Origin of the sequence: Pseudomonas fluvialis (genome assembly GCF_002234375.1) — a bacterium.
GTDB lineage: Bacteria > Pseudomonadota > Gammaproteobacteria > Pseudomonadales > Pseudomonadaceae > Aquipseudomonas > Aquipseudomonas fluvialis.
In genome coordinates this window covers 1-16,602 of record NZ_NMQV01000028.1, presented here as the reverse complement: position 1 = coordinate 16,602, position 16,602 = coordinate 1, and the positions used below count along the sequence as shown (strand labels likewise).

The 16,602-nt window shown below is 64.1% G+C and carries 18 protein-coding genes and 1 pseudogene; 9 read left to right on the top strand and 10 right to left on the bottom strand.

Annotated elements, in window-relative coordinates:
* The 7 genes from CFY91_RS16125 to CFY91_RS14190 form a co-directional block, all read left to right on the top strand.
* Nucleotides 1-350 (top strand): hypothetical protein (locus CFY91_RS16125; protein ID WP_207759398.1); only part of this gene is annotated, 350 nt, incomplete at its 5' end.
* Between the two features lie 9 nt (nucleotides 351-359).
* Nucleotides 360-950, top strand: a complete 591-nt coding sequence (locus CFY91_RS14215) for a hypothetical protein (protein ID WP_133063697.1) — start codon at nucleotides 360-362, stop codon at nucleotides 948-950.
* A gap of 8 nt (nucleotides 951-958) precedes the next feature.
* Nucleotides 959-1,654 carry a hypothetical protein gene (locus CFY91_RS14210; RefSeq protein ID WP_093987055.1) on the top strand — a complete coding sequence of 232 codons (696 nt, stop codon included), beginning with the start codon at nucleotides 959-961 and terminating at the stop codon, nucleotides 1,652-1,654.
* Nucleotides 1,655-1,706: 52 nt separating this feature from the next.
* Nucleotides 1,707-2,714 carry a nucleoid-associated protein YejK gene (yejK, locus tag CFY91_RS14205; RefSeq protein WP_093987054.1) on the top strand — a complete coding sequence of 336 codons (1,008 nt, stop codon included), beginning with the start codon at nucleotides 1,707-1,709 and terminating at the stop codon, nucleotides 2,712-2,714.
* Nucleotides 2,715-2,720: 6 nt separating this feature from the next.
* A complete protein-coding gene (locus CFY91_RS14200; protein ID WP_093987053.1) occupies nucleotides 2,721-3,542 on the top strand; it encodes a polyphosphate kinase 2 family protein in 822 nt (273 codons plus the stop codon).
* Nucleotides 3,530-4,396, top strand: coding sequence for a DUF4344 domain-containing metallopeptidase (locus tag CFY91_RS14195; RefSeq protein ID WP_093987052.1), 867 nt, complete (start codon nucleotides 3,530-3,532; stop codon nucleotides 4,394-4,396). Before CFY91_RS14200 ends, CFY91_RS14195 begins: the two co-directional genes overlap by 13 nt.
* Complete coding sequence (locus CFY91_RS14190; protein ID WP_093987051.1) at nucleotides 4,396-4,716, top strand: glutaredoxin family protein; 321 nt, start codon at nucleotides 4,396-4,398, stop codon at nucleotides 4,714-4,716. The genes CFY91_RS14195 and CFY91_RS14190 overlap by 1 nt, the downstream gene beginning before the upstream one ends.
* Here CFY91_RS14190 and CFY91_RS14185 read toward each other — a convergent pair.
* The 8 genes and pseudogenes from CFY91_RS14185 to CFY91_RS14155 all read right to left on the bottom strand — a co-directional run bounded on the left by CFY91_RS14185 (nucleotide 4,710) and on the right by CFY91_RS14155 (nucleotide 12,929).
* Entirely contained in the window at nucleotides 4,710-5,645 is a 936-nt protein-coding gene (locus CFY91_RS14185) for a glutathione S-transferase family protein (RefSeq protein WP_165765335.1), read from the bottom strand. The genes CFY91_RS14190 and CFY91_RS14185 overlap by 7 nt on opposite strands.
* Before the next feature lie 90 nt (nucleotides 5,646-5,735).
* A pseudogene (locus CFY91_RS16320) lies at nucleotides 5,736-5,957 on the bottom strand (GIY-YIG nuclease family protein); the annotation flags it as partial.
* Nucleotides 5,954-7,081, bottom strand: coding sequence for an NAD(P)/FAD-dependent oxidoreductase (locus CFY91_RS14180; protein WP_093987048.1), 1,128 nt, complete (start codon nucleotides 7,079-7,081; stop codon nucleotides 5,954-5,956). The gene CFY91_RS14180 and the pseudogene CFY91_RS16320, both read right to left, overlap by 4 nt.
* Before the next feature lie 117 nt (nucleotides 7,082-7,198).
* A complete protein-coding gene (rhlB, locus tag CFY91_RS14175; RefSeq protein WP_165765334.1) occupies nucleotides 7,199-8,623 on the bottom strand; it encodes an ATP-dependent RNA helicase RhlB in 1,425 nt (474 codons plus the stop codon).
* Nucleotides 8,624-8,710: 87 nt separating this feature from the next.
* A complete protein-coding gene (locus CFY91_RS14170; RefSeq protein ID WP_093987045.1) occupies nucleotides 8,711-9,649 on the bottom strand; it encodes a GGDEF domain-containing protein in 939 nt (312 codons plus the stop codon).
* Nucleotides 9,650-9,860: 211 nt separating this feature from the next.
* Nucleotides 9,861-11,762 (bottom strand): acyl-CoA synthetase, encoded by a 1,902-nt coding sequence (locus tag CFY91_RS14165; RefSeq protein ID WP_093987059.1) that lies wholly within the window; start codon nucleotides 11,760-11,762, stop codon nucleotides 9,861-9,863.
* A 25-nt stretch (nucleotides 11,763-11,787) separates the two neighbouring features.
* On the bottom strand, nucleotides 11,788-12,447 hold the full coding sequence (locus CFY91_RS14160) for an alpha/beta hydrolase (protein WP_093987043.1): 660 nt from the start codon (nucleotides 12,445-12,447) through the stop codon (nucleotides 11,788-11,790).
* A 17-nt stretch (nucleotides 12,448-12,464) separates the two neighbouring features.
* Nucleotides 12,465-12,929: a TlpA disulfide reductase family protein gene (locus CFY91_RS14155; protein WP_093987041.1), complete on the bottom strand. Its 465-nt coding sequence runs from the start codon at nucleotides 12,927-12,929 to the stop codon at nucleotides 12,465-12,467.
* Nucleotides 12,930-12,959: 30 nt separating this feature from the next.
* On the opposite strand from CFY91_RS14155, the gene CFY91_RS14150 reads away from it, so the two are divergent.
* Complete coding sequence (locus CFY91_RS14150; RefSeq protein ID WP_093987040.1) at nucleotides 12,960-14,360, top strand: pilus assembly protein PilZ; 1,401 nt, start codon at nucleotides 12,960-12,962, stop codon at nucleotides 14,358-14,360.
* 131 nt (nucleotides 14,361-14,491) lie between these two features.
* The gene (locus tag CFY91_RS14145) at nucleotides 14,492-14,875 is read left to right on the top strand and encodes a hypothetical protein (protein WP_093987039.1); all 384 of its coding nucleotides are present in this window, start codon (nucleotides 14,492-14,494) and stop codon (nucleotides 14,873-14,875) included.
* Here the strand turns inward: CFY91_RS14145 and CFY91_RS14140 are convergent.
* Both CFY91_RS14140 and CFY91_RS14135 read right to left on the bottom strand, forming a co-directional pair.
* Nucleotides 14,868-15,053, bottom strand: a complete 186-nt coding sequence (locus CFY91_RS14140) for a hypothetical protein (RefSeq protein WP_093987037.1) — start codon at nucleotides 15,051-15,053, stop codon at nucleotides 14,868-14,870. The genes CFY91_RS14145 and CFY91_RS14140 overlap by 8 nt on opposite strands.
* A gap of 154 nt (nucleotides 15,054-15,207) precedes the next feature.
* Complete coding sequence (locus CFY91_RS14135; RefSeq protein WP_229727122.1) at nucleotides 15,208-16,431, bottom strand: YihY family inner membrane protein; 1,224 nt, start codon at nucleotides 16,429-16,431, stop codon at nucleotides 15,208-15,210.
* Nucleotides 16,432-16,602: the final 171 nt, after the last annotated feature.

Sequence of the window (16,602 nt, the reverse complement as noted above, 5' to 3'; positions counted from 1 at the left end):
CCTATGACGCCGATTTGCTAAGCGCAATAGAGGCATCCTTCAAAGAAGCCCTGCTCAACTGCAACGGCGAAGACGAAGACGAAGACGAAGACGAAGACGAAGACGAAGACGAAGACGAAGACGAAGACGAAAATATCGCGACAAAGGTACAGGCCGCACCTGCTTCATCAGAAGCACCAGCAGCGCCGCTCCCCGATCCTCAGCCGCGGCCCATAGTCAAACCGACCAAGACACCCAATGTGGCTACATCCGCAACTGTAGAACTGCTTGAGCTCCCGGTCTGGCATTATCGGCTACCTCTTATCGCCACTTTCTTAATTACTACCCTGCTGTTTATTTTTGATCGATAAAGAGGCCCCATGAATAAAAGTCGCCGCTCATTTCACGGCAAGGCCTATCAGGTAGTCGACATATGGCACGCCATAATGACCACCGGCAAATGCTGGCTGGGCCTTGCCGCAGCTGTCGCCCTAGCAACGGGGGTGATTCTGCTGCTACTGGCCGGCGATCACCTGCCTTCATCCTGGCCAGTCTTTTTGCTGTTCGCCAGCCTGCTACTGGCCACGCCCTTTGCGTTCAAGGTATGGCATGCGCAGTCGCCAGGTATCCAGATTGACCCGCAACAAGCCACCCTGTCATTCAGCGCCGATGATCTGGAAAACAGCCTGCATGACATACTCAGCCTGCGCCGCTTCTTTGATCACGCCCGGCGCATCAGCATTGCCTTGCATGACATCGAACGCCTGGATAACGACACATCCAGCACGGGCCGCGGCCAACTACGCAGGCGTCGCTTTGCTCTCAATCTGTCTGGCGATTTTGGCTCTTATCAGCTGATGTTCAGCCACAAACAGAAACGCGATGAATGCCGCACCCTGATCAACCAATCGATGCAACGCATCAAGGGGCGCGCGCCCTCCCGCGATCCAAATATCGCCTTTCCTTATTGAGAAGCGCCATGAGCAGAAACAAAAAACAAAACCCTGCTGGTCTGCTGATCATCTGGATCATGGGCCTGCTGCTTATTATTTTTACCGTTCTAGCCACGCTGGTTATCTGGGTCGGCTGGGCCGTATGCGAGCAGTTATATGCTCGATATCCTAGGAGTCCAAATGACGCCGATATTCTTCTACAAGAAGATGAGGCTCATGAGCTGGCACAAAACGAAGCGCAAATACGGCAGATAGAGATGCGCCTGGCCCAGATTGAAAGTGAAGGCAGTGATCTACGCCGTCGCAAGGATGGCCTATTCCACGCGGGCAGCGTTCTAGGCGCAAAACTCAACGCGGAGATCAGCCAATTACTGCAAGAGTTGAGCGACAGCCGAGCGATCTGTCATGAGTTACAGACTCTCCCAGGTGAGCGCCTGAGAGAATGGGCAGCGCCCCTGAGCCGTTTACTTGCCTTGCGCTGGGCAGTGGCAATTTATATCAGCTGCAGCGCCTATGCCCTGCTGTTCAAGCCCGCTTCAGTCATTTACATGCATGACCTGATCCACACTTGGCTACAGGCCTACCTACCAAGCCTATCGTTACCTATTTATGGCGCAATGGCGCTAGCCAGCATGATCGCCTCTTGTGCTGGCTTGGCAGCGTACTGGCTCTATAGCAGAACCCTCTACAATCACTACGCAGACCAACTGGACGCTCACTGAGTCGATGCTCGGGTAAACTGCCGCCCCATACTTCGCACCGCACGAGAAGCCCATGCCGATCCGCCATTGCATCGTCCACCTGATCGACAAGAAGCCCGACGGCAGCCCGGCCGTACTGCATGCCCGGGACAGCGAGCTGGCCGCCAGCAGCGCCCTGGAAAACCTCCTGGCCGACCTCAACGACAGCTACAACGCCAAGCAGGGCAAGGCCTGGGGCCTGTTTCACGAGGAGTCCGGCGCTTATCCGTTCAGTGGCTGGCTGAAGGCTTACCTGGAAGGCGAGCAGGACTTCACCACCTTCAGTCGCCAGGCTGTCGCACAACTGCAGAAGCTGATGGAGGAATCCAACCTGTCCACCGGCGGCCATGTGCTGTTCGCCCACTACCAGCAGGGCATGACTGACTACCTGGCGATCGCCCTGTTGCACCACAGCGAAGGCGTGGCGGTGACCGAGGCGCTGGACGTGACCCCGGCCAAGCACCTCGATCTGGGCCAACTGCACCTGGCCGCGCGCATCAACCTCAGCGAGTGGCAGAACAACCAGCAGTCCAAGCAGTACATCTCCTTTATCAAGGGCAAGAACGGCAAGAAGGTCTCGGAGTATTTCCGCGATTTCATCGGCTGCCAGGAGGGCGTCGACGCGCCGAGCGAGACGCGCACGCTGCTCAAGGCGTTCAGTGACTTCGTGGAAAGCGAGGATCTCGCCGAAGAACAGGCACGCGAGAAAACCGACACGCTGGTCGACTACGCCACCAGCCAGGCCAAGCTGGGCGAGCCAATCACCCTGGAAGAACTCTCCGGGCTGATCGACGAAGAGCGCCCGCGCGCCTTCTACGAACACATCCGCAACAAGGACTACGGCATGGCCGCGGAATTTCCGGCGGACAAGCGCACGCTCAGCCAGTTCCGCCGCTTCACCGGGCGCGCCGAAGGCCTGTCGATCAGCTTCGAGGCGCACCTGCTGGGCTCGGCCATCGAGTATGACGAGGCACGCGACATGCTGATCATTCGCCAGCTGCCCACCCAGTTGATAGACCAGCTGAAGCGGCGCAAGGACTAGCCCGCCATGCGCCTGGAGGATGCCCTGCTCGACAGCTGCCTGTGCCAGCCGGACGCTCCGCTGGGCGGTGATCCACGCCGCCTGCTGGTCAGCGACAAAAGCACCGCCAAGCAGCAGCTGAGCGACCTCAAGCCCTGGCTCAACCAGCAGCAGACCCTGCTCTGGGCCAATCGCCGGGATGCCGTGCTGCTGCTCCTGCAAGGCCCCGACTGCAGCGGCAAGGACGGGGTGATCCGCCACGTGCTCAGCGCCTGCAATCCCCAGGGACTGGCACTGCACAGCTTCCAGGCGCCCAGCCCGGCCGAGCGCGCCGAGCACTGGCTGCAGCGCTACCGGCAACGTCTGCCGGCACCGGGCCTGCTCGGCGTATTCAATCGCAGCTACTACGAAGGCCTGGTCAGCGACCTGCAGGACGGCCTGTGCCCGGACGCGGCGCTGGCCAGCCGGCGCGCCGAAGTGGCCACCCTGGAAACGCAGCTCGGCCAGCAGCGCATCCACCTGCTCAAGTGCTACCTGCAGCTGTCCAGAGGCGAACAGCGCCTGCGCCTGGAGCGCCGCCTGGAGCTGCCCAGCAAGCGCTGGAAGCTGTCACGCGCCGACCTCGAAGCACACCGCCAGTTCGACAGCCTGCAGGCGCGCTGGGCCAGTGAGCTGGCGGCCAGCCACAGCAGCGCGGCCCCCTGGTATGTGATTCCCGCCGACCACCGCTGGCAGCGCGACCTGCTGGTGGCAAGCCTGCTGGCCCGCACCCTGGAGCGTTTGCAGCTGGACTGGCCGGCACAGCCGGCACCGTTCAGCCTGGCCGAGTTGCAGGCATGCGCCGGCTAATCGCCGCCCTGCTGCTGGGCTGCGCGACGGCCCTGGCCAGCGCCGAGCAGCCCTGGGTCGAAGAAATCCCGGCGGCGGCGCTGGATGCCGACACCGTGCGTTTCGTGCAGGCCAATGCCGAGTTCACCCTGCTGCATGAAATGGGCCACCTGCTGATTCATGAACTGGGCCTGCCGGTACTCGGCCGCGAGGAGGATGCCGCCGACCAGTTGGGTTTCATGGGCCTGTTCCTCCTCTACCGGCGCCAGCACGAACCGGACTTCGCCGCACGCCTGCTGGATATCGCCGACTATTGGCGCCTGGAATGGCAACGCGCCAAGCCGCCGCACGAGGAAGTCCGCGAATGGGACAGTCATGCACTGGATGCCCAGCGCTTCTACAACCTGGCCTGCCTGGCCTATGGCAGCGACCCTCGTCAGCTGGAGTGGATCATCCAGGCCACCGGCCTGCCGGAGCAGCGCGCCTTCTACTGCGACCAGGAATATCAGCAGGTGCTGCATGCGGTGAGCTGGCTGAAGCGCCACTACCAGCGCCAGCCCGGACAACCCGCCGGGGCACAGATCAGCGTGGTCTACGACGAACCTTCGCCGGCACTGGCCGACGGTGCCGAACTGCTCGCCAAGGTACGCAGCTCCGGTGAGCTGGAGGCGGTCGCCGCCAAGGCCGGCGAGGCCTTCGTGCTACCACGCCCGTTGTTGCTGCGCCTGACCAATTGCGGCGAACCGGATGCCTGGTACAACCAGCAGAGCGGCGAGCTGACGCTCTGCTATGAACGCCTGGTGCACCTGCGCCAGCTGGCCGCGCAACTGCCACGGCTGCGCCAACCCCTCCACCCTGCCAAGGATGACCCCTGATGAAAACCCTGATCGCCCTGCTCCTGGCGCTCGCCGTGTACCAGCACTGGGACCGTGTGCAAGCCCTGCTCAGCCCGCCCAGCGCCGGCGCGCAAAGCGGCGAAGTGATCCTCTACGCCACCGAGTGGTGTGGCTACTGCGCCAAGGCCCGCGAACTGCTGGCCGCTGACGGCATCAGCTACCGCGAGATCGATATCGAGAAGGACAGCGCCGGCCGCCAGGCCTACCAGGCACTGGGCGGACGAGGCGTGCCGCTGCTCGACGTGCGCGGGCAGATCGTCCGCGGCTACAACCCCGAGGCGATACGCGCCGCCTACTGAGCGCGCAGGACAAAGCCCAGGCGCGGCAAATGCACATGCACGCGCCCGGCCCGGTCGTCCTCGCGGGCGAGGATCAGGCATTCGTCGTCGGCATGCAGCAGTTCGCCCTGCACCGGGTCGACACCGTAGTCGCAGGCCGCCACGTGCACCGCCTGCCCGGCCTGAAAACCGGCCGGCCACTGGCTGGCGCGCTCCGGCAAGGGGGCCGGTGTGGCTTCGCGGGCCACGGCCAGCGCTTCCGCGCTGCTCATCGCCCGCGGCGAGCCATGCCCAAAGGCCAGCACCCGCGCCAGCCAGGCGTTGACGGCCGGATAGGCGGCCAGCAGCGACGCGGTCTGCGGTGCGCCGGCCAGGAACCACAGCGGATGGGCCACGGCAAAGTCAGCCAGCGACGGCCGGCCACACAGGAACTCGCCATCCTCGCGCTGCAACTGCAGTTCCAGGCGCTGCATCAGCGTTGGCCAGTGCTGCAGGCTGTGCTCGGCGGCCGGCAGGCGCGCCGCACCACCGGCAAACAGCGCCCGGCGATCGTCGATGAATGCCTGGGCCGCCGCCGCAGGCAAGCCCTGCAGGCGACTGGCCAGCACTTCGGGCTGAAAGGCCAGGCTGACGGCCAGGAGGAACAGCGTGCTATCGGCCCATTGCGCCAGACTGGCCACCACGAACTCCTGGCCCTCGGGAAACAGCGCCGGCGTAGCCTTCTCGGCTTCCAGGCGTCGGGCGATCAGCGCGCTGTCGCAGTAGATATCGGCGCCCACCTGCAACACCGGGGTCTTGCGGTAACCGCCGGTCAGCGCCAGTAGGTCGGGCTTGGGCATGATCCGTGGAATCTCCACCGAGCGCCAGGACAGCTGCTTGTAGCCGAGCAGCAGGCGGGTTTTCTCGGCAAAGGGCGAGGCATCGTAGTGATGCAGGATCAGCTCGTGCATGGTGTGCTCCGCAGGCGGGGGTAGAGACTCAGAGTAGTCCTGTGCAGGCCGTGCCGTGAAGTCCCTGACCAGACGTTCCTTGGCCGCCTTACTGAGCGCCTTGATGGCGCGTTCGCGACGCAGGGCGGCCGACTTGTCGGCACAGGCTTCTACATAGACCAGCGCCTGCGCCGGACTGGCATGGAAAAAGCGCGCACCCTGGCCCCGGCAATGCTGGGCGAAGCGTCGCTGCGGGTCATTGCTCATGCCGCAGTACAGCGCACCATTGGCCGCGCGCACCAGGTAGACCCACCAACTGCACGCACTGCTCATGCGCGCAAGCGCCCAGGCGCCAACTGTGCGGCACGCAAGCCGTGCGCCTGCAGGGCCTGCGGCCAGGGCTGGCCGCTCAGCAAGGCGGCGCTGGCCAGGCCCATGGCCGGGCTGGTCTGCATACCGTAACCGCCCTGGCCGACCAGCCAGAAGAAATCCTCCCGGCCTTCAGCAAAGCCGGCCACCAGCCCCTGATCGGCGACGAAACTGCGCAAACCCGCCCAGCGGTGCAGCGGTCGCTTGATGCGCAGACGGGTGTACTGCTCGATACGGGCAATGCCCAGAGCGATATCCAGCTCCTCGGGCTGAGCATCCTGGGCCGCCTGTGGGTCGGCATTGGCCGGCGACCCGAGCAGTAGCCCGGCATCGGGTTTGATGTAGAAAGACTCGTCGAGGCTCACCAGGCAGGGCCAGTCGTGCAACGCATAGCCCTCGGCAGCAAAGGTAAAGGCGCTGCGCCGCATCGGTTGCAGGCCCAGTCCGGGTATCCCGGCCAGCGCGGCGATCTCCTCGCCCCAGGCCCCCGCGGCGTTGACCAGGCAGGCCGCCCGGTAACGCTGCCCGGCGCACTCGACCTGCCAGTAGCCGGCCTGGCGCTGGATGGCGCGCACCTCGCGCTGGCAATGCAGTACCCCGCCCCGCTCACGCAGGCCGTGCAGGTAACCCTGTAGCAAGGCATGGGTGTCGATATCCGCGGCCGTCGGGTCGTACAGCGCGCCGTGCACCTGAGCCGGATCAAGTGCCGGGCACAGCGCACAGGCTTGCGCGGCATCGAGCAGGCGCATCTGCGGCACACTGACCCGCGCCGCCTGCCATTGACGCTGCAGCTCGGCCGGATCGCCATGGAAATCGACGATCAGTTCGCCGCGTGGCCGCAACAACGGCTGCTCAGCGAAGCCGTCTGGCGGCGCCTCGAAAAAGGCCCGGCTGGCCGCGCTCAGGGCGCGCACCTGGCCGCTGCCGTAGGCCTGGGTGAACAGTGCGGCAGAACGCCCAGAGGCGTGGTAGCCCGGTTGGCTTTCGCGCTCCAGCACCAGGCAGCGCGCGCCCTCGGCACTGAGGAAATAGCCGCAGGAAGCGCCGGCAATACCGGCACCGATGATCAGGAAATCACAATCGAGCATGGCGAGACAGGCTGTGGCAGGAACGAACGGGGACGCATGCACGCCACCCCCAAGCCAGTGCGTGCAGCGCCTGAACTGGACGCGGCAGGCCTATGGACCTGCCCGACCAGCGGACGATCAATGCTTGCGCGGTACCGGCTTGAGCAGGCTGTCCGGCGGCATTTCACAGTGGATCTTGCGACCGATCAGCGCTTCGATCGGCGGCAGGGCAAAGGCATCGTCCTCGCCGGCAAAGCTGATCGAGGTGCCGCTGCTGCCGGCGCGCCCGGTACGCCCAATACGGTGTACGTAGTCGTCGGGGGTTTCCGGCAGGGTGAAGTTGATGACATGGCTGATGCCGTCCACATGGATGCCACGCCCGGCTACGTCGGTGGCCACCAGCACACGGATCTTGCCCTCGCGGAAGCCTTCCAGCACCTTGATGCGCTTGGCCTGCGGTACATCGCCGGACATCTGCGCGGCGCTCACGCCGTCGCGCGTGAGGCGCTCCTCGATGCGCCGCACCTCGTCCTTGCGGTTGGCAAACACCATCACCCGGCTCCAGTCGTTCTGCGTGACCAGGTTGTAGAGCAGCTTGTACTTGTCGCTGCTGGCCACCGCATAGACATGCTGCTCGACGGTATCGCTGGCGACGTTCTCCGGCTCGATCTCGACGATCGCCGGATCGACTGTCCACTGCTTGGCCAGGTTCATCACGTCGTCGGTGAAGGTGGCAGAGAACAGCAGCGTCTGGCGCTCACCCTTCATCGGCGTTTGCCGGATGATCTGCCGCACCTGCGGGATGAAGCCCATGTCGAGCATGCGGTCGGCTTCATCCAGGACCATCACCTCGACCATGTCCAGGTGCACCTCGCCGCGCTGGTTGAAGTCCAGCAGGCGCCCCGGGGTGGCGACCAGAATGTCGCAGAAGCGCGATTCGAGCTGTTTGAGCTGTTTGTCGAAATCCATGCCACCGACGAACTGCATGACGTTGAGGCCGGTGTACTTGGTCAGTTCAGCGGCGTCCTTGGCGATCTGCACCACCAGTTCGCGGGTCGGCGCAATGATCAGCGCACGCGGCTCGCCCATGTAGCGCTCTTTCGGCGGCGGGGTCTGCAGCAGCTGGGTGATGGTCGAGATGAGGAACGCAGCCGTCTTGCCGGTGCCGGTCTGCGCCCGTCCGATGGCATCACGCCCCTTGAGGGTGAAGCCCAGTACCTGCGCCTGGATCGGTGTGCAGTAGGGGAAACCCAGATCATGGATGGCGTGCATCAGCCGCGCATCGAGGTTGAAGTCGTGAAAGCGGGTCTTGCCTTCCTGCGGCTCGACCACGAAGTCGCTGAGTTTCCAGGTGTCCACCGGCTTGGCGGCACGCGGCTTGCGTTCACGACGTGGTTTGCCGGGCTTGCTTGCAGCAACCGGCGCAACGGCCGGCTCAGCTGAACGGGGGGAGGCCTGCGACGTAGCCTGAGCGGCGGCCGGCGAGGCTTGCGGGGTTACGGGCGGGGCGCTTGGCGCGGCGTCAGCGCCCTTGCCGAACAGATTCTTGAGTGCTTTGAGCACGGTCTTCTCGTCACAGGTCAGGGAATGAACCGCGCCAGTGTAAAGCAAGATTGGCGGGGGGCGAAGCCTCCCGCCCGACCCGGGCAATTAGCCGCAGAGGCAGTTGCGACCGTGCTGCTTGGCCTCGTACAACGCCGCATCGGCACGCGCAATAAGCGCCTGCAGGCTATCGCGCGGCTGCATCTGCGCCAGGCCGATGGAAACCGTCACCCCGGGCAGCTCGCCAATCGGCGCATAGAAGTGCTCGATGCGCTCCAGGCTGCTGCGCAAACGCTCGGCAATCGCCCGCGCCTCCTCCTGGGCCAGGTCGGGCAGCAGGATAACGAACTCTTCGCCGCCAAAGCGCACCATGCTGTCCTTGGGCCGCAACTGCTGGCGCAGGGTATGCGCCACCAGGCATAGCGCATAGTCACCGGCCAGGTGGCCATGGCGGTCGTTGTAGGCCTTGAAGTAGTCGACATCCAGCATGAGCATGCACAGCGGCTTGTCGTTGAACGCGCAGCGGGTACTTTCCCGCTCCCAGATATGTTCCAGCCAGCGCCGGTTGAACAGCCCGGTGAGGGTGTCGACATTGGCGTTCTGCTCGGCGTTCTGCAGCACCTTGTTGCCCTGACGCACCCGTTCACAGAGCAGTTGCAGCATGTTCTGCATCAACTGGGGCGACTGGCTGAACAGGTCGATCAGCGCCTGGCGGTGCAGGCGCAACACCCGGCTGGGTTCGCCGGCCAGCACATAGGCTGATGGTCGTTCGTTGTCGATGAAACTGATTTCCCCGGCGCAGTCACCGACATTCAGCACTGACACGGGGGCCGAATCCGGCGAGCCCAGGTAGACCTTGAGCTGACCACTGATCACCAGGTAGAGATATTCGTTGCGATTGAACGGCGAGAGCAGGATCTCGCCATTGTGCAATTGCAGGGCGCAGGCGGTCTCCAGCAGCTTGTGCAAGCTGCCCAGCGCGACATTGTTGAACAGTCGCGTGTGTTTTATCTGCTCCAGATCGGGCTGCCAGTGCACGGTTTTCATGGCGGCGGCCCTGCCCTGGAGGGCGTGCGCAAGGGGGCTTGAAACATCACAAACGCTTCCTGTCGTTAGGACGAACAGCATCTTGAACTTATGACGATCACCCCGGGCTTACAATCCTGTAGCCCGGGACATGCGACAAACGGTCGCAAAAGTGACCAATGTGTCAGAAAAACCATCAGGCGAGCGAGCTACTGTCGTTCGCCTGGCACTCTCAGTGCGCATACTCCAGACGATAGCCCACGGCAAAACCAGCCAGACGCTCACCAATCAACTGCTCCAGTGCCGCATCCGCCGCAGCCAGGCGAATGTAGGCCAGTTGCCCGCAACGCTCGTCACTGCGCACCTCAACCTGCTGCACTGCCGGCAGGTCGGCCAGTTGTTCACGGTATACCCGGGCGATGGCGTCGAAACGCAAGGCCGGCTTGAAGGTCTTGCCCACCGCCGTCAGCGGAATGGCCTCGATGATCCAGGCATCCTTCGGCACCGCAGCCCGCTCGTGAATATGCGCGGCGGCATGCGCCAGCAGTTCATCTTCGCTGGCTTGCTGGCCGGGTTTGAGCTGTACATAAACCACCGGCAGCTCGCCCACCTTGAGATCAGGCTTGCCCACTGCGGCAGCCAGGGCCACGGCCGGATGTTTGTGCAAAGCCTCCTCGATCATCTGCGGGTCAATGTTGTGGCCGCCGCGGATGATCAGGTCCTTGCTACGCCCGGTCAGCCAGATGTAGCCATCACCATCCACCCGCCCCAGGTCGCCGGTATTGAACCAACCGCCATCCACCCAGATACCGGCGTTCTTGCTGCCCTGCAGATAGCCTTTGAATACCGTGGCACCCCGGATGCACAGGGTACCGATCTCGTTGACCGCCGCATCGCGCAGGTAGTTGCCCTGCTCGTCGAGCACCTTGATGCTCACCTCGCAATACGGCATGGGCAGGCCAATGGAACCTGGACGACGCTCGCCGGCCGGTGGGTTGGCACAACTGCCGCAGGTACCTTCGGTGAGGCCGTAGCCCTCGATCAGGGTCAAACCGGTCTTGGCTTCGAACTGGCGGATCAGCTCCACCGGCATGGGCGCAGCGCCGCACAGGGCATATTTCAGCGAGCTGAGGTCATGCCCTTCGCTGGGCACCTGCAACAGCCCGGCATAGATGGTCGGCACGCCACTGAAGAAGCTGACCCGGTGACGTTCGATGATTTTCCAGAAGTTGCTGATCAGGTTGCCGTTGCGATAGCCCTGCGGCGTGGCCAGCAAGACCTCGGCCGCGCCGATGAAGGCCGTCAGCCCGGTCACGATCACGCCATTGACATGGAACAGCGGCAAGCCGCACAGCGTTACGTCGCCCGGGGCAAAACCGGTCACCAGGTTCATGCAGTAAGCCATGGCTACTTCGTTGCCATGACTGTGCGGAGCCAGCTTGGGCGTACCGGTGGTGCCGCCGGTATGAAAGTAGCTGGCAATTTCGTCGGCCTGGATCACCCGGCCACTTTCCAGATGATCGGCCGGGCAGGCAGCGATGACCTCGTCGAAGTCGAGCACGCCTTCCGGCAACGCGCCGCGCTGGGCCTTGAGGACACTGCGCTGCGGCTCGGGGAGAAAGTTGGCCATGTCCACGCAAAGCACGGCCTTGAGCTGCGGCAAGTGCCCGCGCAGGGCCGCCACCTTGTCCCACAGGTCGGTGCCGGGGAAAGGTGCCAGGGTCACCAGCAGTTCGGAGTCGGACGCACTGATCAGCTCGGCAATGTGTTCCGCATCCAGCAACGGATTGATCGCATTGACGATGCCGGCTGCCTCGCCACCCCAGATAGTGAAATGGGTTTGCGGCAGGTTGGGCAGCAGGAAGGACACCGCCTTGCCCGGACGCAGGCCAAGGCGGTGGAAGGCATTGGCGGTCTGGGTGATCTTGCCCAGCAGCTCCATATAGTTCAGCCGGTAGGCCGGCTCATCCGCGGTGCCCTGCAGGATGAAGGAAAGCGCCGGCGCCTGCGGATGGGCTGCTGCCGTACGCTTGATCAGCTCATAGGTACTGGCCGGCAGGCCGCGTGCCGCCAGCGGCGTCTGCTCGATCTGGCGGATGTCCTGCAGGGTACGGATTACGGGAGTCGTGGTCATCTTGTTGTTCTCGTCACTCAGCGACTCAGGACTGCAAACGCTGCTGCAGCCACTGGCCAATGTCATCGATCTGTTGCGGGCACACTTCGTGCGCCATGCGGTACTCGCGCCAGACAGCCGGCACACCAGCCCGCTGCAGGCAGTCGAAAGCAGCCTGCCCCATGCTGGGCAGAACCACGTCGTCGACTGTGCCATGCAGGCAAAGAACCGGCAGTTGTCTTTGTGTATCCGTTAGCAACAGCTCCGCCGGAAAGGTCGGGGCATAGGTGGACAGTGCCAACACCCCGCCCAACGGGCCGGGCCAGCGCAGGAAGGCGGCATGCAGGACCACCGCGCCGCCCTGGGAAAAACCGGCGAGGATGATGCGCCGCGGATCGATGCCCTGATCGCGCTGCGCCTCGACCAGGCACATGACACTTTCCGCAGAGGCTTCCAGTTGCGAACGATCGATGGCCCGCGCCGGGCTCATGGCCAGGATGTCGTACCAGCTGGGCATGGCCCAGCCACCATTGATGGTCACCGGGCGGGTCGGTGCCTGGGGCAGGACAAAGCGGCAGCGCTTCAGGTGCCGCTGCAGCAGCTGGGCAACCGGCTCGAAGTCGTGCTGATCGGCACCCAGGCCGTGCAGCCAGATCACGCAGGCATCGGCTGTCTGGCTCGGTTCTAGAACAAGGGGGGCAGTCATGGCGGTGCTCCGTAGTCTCAGGGTTGTTCGCGCAACTCGGCCAGCACACCGAGCAACCCCTGCTCGGTCTGTTCGCCGACCAGCTGCTTGCGCAATCGCCCTTGCGGATCGACGATGAAGGTCACCGGCAGCGCCTGGCTACGCGGTAACTGCAGGCGCTCGGCCGGGTCCTCGGCCAGTACGCGAAATTCGATACCCAGTGCCTGACTCTGCCGGGCCAGCGCCTCGCCCTGCACACCGTCGTAATTGACGCCGAGCACCTGTACGGCCGCCTGGGGATGCTGCGCGAGGCGATTGAGCTCGGGAATTTCCTTGCGACAGGGACCGCACCATTCCGCCCAGTAATTGATCAACAGCCACTGGCCTTCGAGCTCGCCAGCCGTTACCTTGCGAGCATGCTGATCGACACCCCAGTCGTCACTGCAGCCGGAAACCAAGAGGCCGATGATGATGGCCAGAATAAGCCTGAGCCGCACAGACATGCCTGGGTACCTCGTAGGAGTGGTGAATAGATGACATTGGACGCCATGCGCCTGGAGGTGCCGGAAATCCATGAGCATGAACCGCTAGACCTGCACAATCTGCTCGAGCAGCTCGCCGACCTGCCTCGCCAGGCATCCAGTGAAACCCTGGAAACACTGCTGGGCCGCCTGTTCCAGCTCAACCGTAGGGAGCTGACCTTACTGGAAAGGCAGCGCATCCTGCAAAGTTTCACCGAGCATTATCGCCTGCAGGCCCAGGCTTTTGCCGAGCAGCCCCCCTGCCCGCTGTTCATCCGTCTGTGCCTGGAGCTCGCCGCAGGCTTCAAGCGCCTGCTGCTGCAGATTCTTCAGGGCCGCCAGCCTTCGCGACCACACCTGGCCTGGTGCCTGTACATGGCCGAGTATTTTGTCGCACAGAGCCTGTTGCGCCATTACCAGCTCTACCAGGAACCTCCGGGCAGCCTGTGGCACGACTGCCACCTGCTGTATTGGCTGGGCGAGCGCCAACATTGCCTCGACGAACCGGTAGCCGCCGCCTTCCAGCCCGCCGCCGCCGGCAATCTGCGCGGGCTCTATCAGCAAAGCCTGTTGCTGGCCCTGAGCAATCCGTTCCAGCTGGAAAATGGCCAGTGCCTGCAACTGTTCGCCGCCCTCGCCCCGCTGGCCGAACTGGCCCGCCTGCAACCCTGGGAAGCAGACGACGACAGCGACGGACTGCTGATCGACCTCGGCGCCGAACAGCCGCAACTGCTTGGCGAGCCTGACGCAGCGGCTGAGCCGGCCACCCTGCGCCGCCTGGAACTGGGTGCGTTACTGGTTGCCCTCGACGAGCCCACGCCCCTGCAAAGCGCCAGCCAGCGGCAACTGCTGGAGCAAGCCAGGCCGCACTGGCAAGGCCAGCAAGCCCGACGCCATCCGCGCAGCGAGCAAAGCAGCCCGTGCAATCTGTTCTGCGGAATAGCCGCCATCCATGCCCAACTGCTTGAACAGCGCCCCCTGCACCTGGCAGCGCAATTACTCGATGCCAGTGCAGGGGGCGCGCGCCTGCTCTGCCATGCCGACCACGCGGCGCAGTTGCCCATCGGCCAGCTTCTCCTGTTGCAACACAACAACAGCCAGACCCTGGCCCTGCTGCGCTGGCGTCACCAGAGCGGCAGCGGCTTGCACCTGGGCCTGCGCTATCTCAAGGGGCTACCGCGGCCGGTATGGCTGCGCCGTGCGCCGAGCGCCAAGACGCACCCGGGTATTTTGCAAAGCACCCCGGCCAACGGCGGCTGGCATCACGGCCTGTGGCTGGCCCAGGGCGACTTTGCCAGCGAAGAGAATCTCTGGCTGCAACTGCAGGGCAACCATCACCAGGCCATCGTGCAATTGCCGCCAGCCAATCTGGACAGTGGCCAGGTGGCGCGTCATCCGCTCAAGCTGGCCTGATAACCGCCGGGCGGGCGGCGCTTGATGATTTTTTGCGCAGAGGTTCACGACCGCAGGCAGACCCACGCCCGGATTGCCAGGGCGGCGCGCACTAGAATGGCCGGGTGATTTCTTGTCAGGCCCTACGCCCCATGAACCAAGCTCATGAACAACTGATCGGCCCCGTTCCTTCCCAACTGACCAGCAAGGCCGCCAGTCGGCGCGGGCCAGGCAGCCACGCCGAATTCAATTTGGCGGTCTGGCTGCATCTGCCGGGGCTCGCCGAACTACCGGTATCCCTGGTGGTGCGCTACCTGGATGGTGAACAGCCCCGCGAAGCCCTGGTCGATCACGGCCGCCTGAGCGGCCAGGGGCGCATCCTGCTGTCTGGCGTGGCGCATCTACCTTATCGGAACACCCCCAGCGAGGTACGTCTGTACCTGCGCAGCGCCTTGCCGCTGCGGGCACCGATCGTCGAGGAATGTTTCATCGAACCGGTACTGCAGGAAAGCCGTAGCCTCAATTCGGTCAGCTGACCTGACTGCGCTCGTCCGCATCAGGCAGCTCGGCCTTTTCCTGCTCCTGGCTGCGCCACCACTCACGCAGCGATAGCGGCCAGCGGCTAAAGGCCACTCCGGTCACCCGGCGCAAGCCCTGCAACGCCCGTTGCGGGGCTTTTTCATGCAGTTTCACCAGGTTGTCTTGCTCACTCATATCGTTCTGCCATCAGCCATTACAGCGGAACCGGCTGAAAAGCCAGAAGCGTGCCAATCCACGGCAAACGCCCTGGCAACGCCCTCGCGGCAAGCCAACCCGGCCCCCGGCATTATCGGCAGAACGCAGCACGGGCACAGCCTGACATTTTTTGTCAGTCAGACGGCTGTGCCAGCCAGTCGGCCAGGCTGCCTTCCAGCCATTGCGCCTGGCTCGCCTGCAGCCCCTGTAACGCCGCCAGCAGGCGTGGGTAATAGGGCGCTGGATAACTCGTCGGCCACTGCGCCAGCTGCAGCTGCGGCCAGGCCAGCTGCTCAAGCAGCTGCGCCAGGGAGTAATGCGCCAGGTCGCGACACAGCACCCAACGCTGGTTGCCTGCCGCGCACACCAGCTGCAAACGTTGCAACTGCGCCAATTGCTGCAACCAGGCCTCCTCGCTCAGCGCCGGCAACTGCTGGCGCGCCTCAGCCAGTCCAAGGCCTAGGCCCTGCTGCTGGCGCTGGTAGAACAGGCGCAGTAACTCCAGGGTCAGCAGCACCTCCGGCACGCTCGGCTGCCCCGGACGCTGTGTCACCTGCTGCCAGTGACAGGCCAGCTGCGCACCAAAGAGGATGATCAGCCAGCACAAATACACCCACAGCAGGAACAGCGGCACCGTGGCAAAGGCACCGTAGATCAGCTGGTAACTGGGAAACAGGCTGACATACAGGGCAAACCCCTGCTTGCTCAACTCCAGCAGCACAGCGGCACACAGCCCGCCATACAGCGCATGGCGCAACGGCACCGGACGATTCGGCACGGCCGCATACAGCAGGGAAAAAGCCGCTACGCTGAGGGCCAGCGGCAGAACACCCAGCACAGGACGAACATCCAGCAGCGCCTCACTCCCCGTCAGCCAGCGCAACGAAGCCAGGTAGGTACTGATGGCAAAGGCCGCCCCCAGCAACAGGGGGCCCAGGCTGAGGATCGCCCAGTACAACAGGAAACTGGCCAGGCCACGACGCCTTCGACTGCCTCGCCAGATGCCATTGAAGGTGCGTTCGATGCTCGCCAGCATCAGCCAGGCGGTGACCGCCAGCAGCAGCACGCCCAGCCAGGTCAGCTGGCGCGCCTGACTGCTGAAGTCGAGCAGGTAGGCCTGGATGTTCGCGCCGCTGGCCGGCACGAAATGACTGAACACAAAGGCTTGGATCTGCTCGCCAAGCCCCTGGAATGCCGGCACCGCAGACAGCATGGCAAAGGTCACGGTCATCACCGGCACCACCGCAAACAGGCTGGTGTAGGTCAGGGCTGCCGCGCTTTGCGGGCAGTCGTCGGCGAGAAAGCGGGCCAGCAGGAAGCGCAGGAACAAGCCCAGGCGATGCATGAAATCCAGCATTCCGACTCCTTTCAGGTATCCGGCAGTTCAGGGCAGGCGCCACAGGCGGTTTTAAAAACCCCCCCCTTCCCTCCCCAGGGACCCCGGGATGAGGGAACTGTGGCTGCTTCAACACCCACCCCGGTTGGAAATCCCCGCCGCCCCTTCGGTGCTCGAAACCCGCGGGCCCCG